Origin of the sequence: Shewanella sp. BJSY2023SW007 (assembly GCF_047314525.1) — a bacterium.
Taxonomy (GTDB): Bacteria; Pseudomonadota; Gammaproteobacteria; order Enterobacterales; family Shewanellaceae; genus Shewanella; species Shewanella chilikensis.
Map to the genome: position 1 here is coordinate 1 of NZ_JBKORL010000055.1, position 1,057 is coordinate 1,057.

Here is a 1,057-nt window from a genome sequence, read left to right on the forward strand (position 1 = left end):
CGAACTTTGTCCGACCTCCACCGTGTCTGAAATTCGACTTTTGCGCTCATTTCAATAACTGAATGGCCCTCAAAAGGCTTGAAAGATGATTTTCTGCCAGTGAAAACATCAGTTTTTCTGTGAACCAGGCAACTAGAGTCTTCACTCAGCTAATAATGGGTGTCTTTGTTATTTGTAATTTTCTGCCAGTGAAAACATCAGTTTTTCTGTGAACCAGGCAACTAGAGTCTTCACTCAGCTAATAATGGGTGTCTTTGCTATTGACCATACCAGTAAACACAAAACCCAGCGAGGGGATGAAAAATGCCAAGCGTTGGGAATCTGCCTTAAACGCCTTGTTAGGTTTGTATCCAAGAACTCTGCATAAGCCTATTGTACGGGATTTCATATGTATCAAAATAATAAGCAATAATAGACTGATCACCGCCCTGCTTTCGATACAGCTCAATATATTGAAATAGACCTTTTGCAGCATTATGTGCCTGTAACCAAATATCTCGATCTTGGAATAGTACGCCATTGGGTTGCTTGCGAAACTTTAAGCTTTCCCTCAATTCTGATAAATGATGCTCCCAGTCTATGGAATCACTTTCTAGCAATGTTCGCAAAGGCAATTCTGTTAAATCATCAAAAGCGCCAATATCATGTCCCCAAACCCATGGAGACTCACAGGTAACGACCATTTCATATGAATTTTTCAGATCTTGTTCATATGAGCGGATTGTAAGTAAGATCTCTGAGTTTACTTGCTGTCGTTTGAGAAACTTTAGATTCTCTAGACCAGCTAAAAACGCTAAAAATGCGAATAATGGCCCAAGAACACCACCTACATAACTACCAAAGCTTCCCCAGTCGCCTTGATCATTAGAAAGTCCGGAATGAAACTGAATGAAAAACACACCTAAAGTTGCCACTGTAACGAAAATAGCCCCAATCAGAATGATATTTTCACGCTTAAAGTACTCCCGAATTCAGATAATAAGTGCACCACTCATGGTTAAACGGTGAGGAGAGATCAACTGCCTGTTGGTGATACTCTGTAGTCGCCAAACAAACA

1 protein-coding gene is annotated in these 1,057 nt (G+C 40.4%); it reads right to left on the bottom strand.

Features of this window, described 5'->3' with window-relative positions; genetic code table 11:
• Positions 1–338: 338 nt before the first annotated feature.
• Positions 339–914 (bottom strand): hypothetical protein, encoded by a 576-nt coding sequence (locus ACMHXE_RS08680; protein ID WP_413731999.1) that lies wholly within the window; start codon positions 912–914, stop codon positions 339–341.
• Positions 915–1,057: the final 143 nt, after the last annotated feature.